The following is a 1544-nucleotide window of genomic DNA, read 5'->3' as shown; positions in this document are numbered from 1 at the left end:
CGTTGATCCCCCGTCCGCGCGGGTGGACGGAGGTTCCGGCGTGCTTCTCGACCACCATGTGCCTGATGCCGTGGCGGCTCAGGAACAGCGAGGTGGAGAGGCCCACGAGGGAACCGCCCACGACGAGGACCGGTACGCGGACATCGGCATGCTCTTCCATCTGCTGCGGGCTCCTGTTTCGTGTGGGGGCAGTACGAGGGGCAATGGACGGCTTATGCCCCCGATCAGCCTTCTTGCCCGGGCGAGTCGCCTCTTGTCACCCGCTTGATCCGGAGATGTCGCGATCCGCACCCGGGCGGATGACGATGAGCGACAGCGGCGGCCCCTCCCGTCCGGACCCTCCCGCGTCCGGTGACCTCGGGCCACGGGGCCCCGTGCGGCCGGGCAGTTGCCGCCGGATGAGGCAGGGAGCGCACACGCTCCGGCGTCCGTGCCCCCACGAAGGAGTGAGCAGAGATGACAACCACCCTGTCCGAACGGGTGTCGCAGTCCGCGTTCGACGGCTCCATGCTCCGGGTCGTCCTGCTGATGGACCTCCACGAGGGCGCCCAGCAGCGGTTCTTCGAGGCCTACGAGCGGCTGAGGCACGACATCGCCTCGGTGCCCGGGCACCTGGGGGACCAGCTCTGCCAGTCCTTCGAGAACCCCTCGCAGTGGCTGATCACCAGCGAATGGGAGAGTGCGCCGCAGTACCTCGCCTGGGTCAACAGCGAGGAGCACGCCGAGCAGGTCAAGCCGCTGGGCGCCTGCGCCCGCTCCATGCGCCCGCTGAAGTTCACGGTGCTGCGCGAGACCGGCCGGCGCTACGACTTCCCGCAGGCGGGGTTCGGCGGGCGGCTGCAGGACGGGCCCCGGCTCGGCGAGGGGATCGTCCGGCACGCGCTGACCTTCACGGTCAAGCCGGGCAGCGAGGGGAAGGTCGCGGAGATCCTCTCCTCGTACGAGTCCCCGGCCGCCCGCGTCGACGACCACACCCGGCTGCTGCGCACCTCCCTGTTCATGCACGGCAACCGGGTGGTGCGGGCCGTGGAGGTGCAGGGCGACCTGACGGCGGCGCTGCGGCACGTGTCGGAGCAGCCCGAGGTGCGGGCCGTGGAGCACGCCATCAACCCGTACCTGGAGCAGGACCGGGACCTGTCCGACCCGGAGTCCGCCCGGATGTTCTTCATGCGCGCGGGCCTGCCGGCCGTCCACCACGTCGCCGCGCACGGACCGCAGCCGGACCGGATCACCCGGCACGCGCTGTTCTACCCGGCGAAGCCCGGCTGCGGCCCCCTCGTGGCCCGCTTCCTCGCCCGCCAGGACGAGGCGGCCGCGAAGATCCCCACGAGTCCCGTGCTGAGCAGCAGCATCTTCCAGCGGGACGACGTCGTGGTCCGTCTGCTCGACGTCACCGGGCCGGCCGACGGCCGCTTCGCGGGCGGCTTCGGCATGGAGAGCCCCCGCAAGGCGGCGGTGCTGGACCGGCTGCTGGCCGGGGCCCCGCAGGCCCCGTACCCCATGGACCTGATCACCGACCGTCGGGCTCCGGCGCAGTCCTGATC

The 1544-nt window shown here is 71.7% G+C and carries 2 protein-coding genes; one reads left to right on the top strand and one right to left on the bottom strand.

Annotation, left to right across the window (positions count from 1 at the left end):
- Positions 1-160 (bottom strand): FAD-dependent monooxygenase (locus VR44_RS43180; protein WP_157880473.1); only part of this gene is annotated, 160 nt, incomplete at its 3' end.
- Between the two features lie 296 nt (positions 161-456).
- Between VR44_RS43180 and VR44_RS31835 the strand changes: the two genes are divergently transcribed.
- Complete coding sequence (locus VR44_RS31835; RefSeq protein ID WP_045951099.1) at positions 457-1542, top strand: SchA/CurD-like domain-containing protein; 1086 nt, start codon at positions 457-459, stop codon at positions 1540-1542.
- The last annotated feature ends 2 nt before the right edge of the window (positions 1543-1544 follow it).

Source organism: Streptomyces katrae, from assembly GCF_000966975.1.
GTDB classification, from domain to species: Bacteria; Actinomycetota; Actinomycetes; order Streptomycetales; family Streptomycetaceae; genus Streptomyces; species Streptomyces katrae.
This window is presented reverse-complemented; position numbering and strand designations above follow the sequence as displayed.

Excerpts from the sequence above, each read along its gene's own strand:
- VR44_RS31835 (WP_045951099.1), top strand. The coding sequence starts at position 457 with ATGACAACCACCCTGTCCGAACGGGTGTCGCAGTCCGCGTTCGACGGC.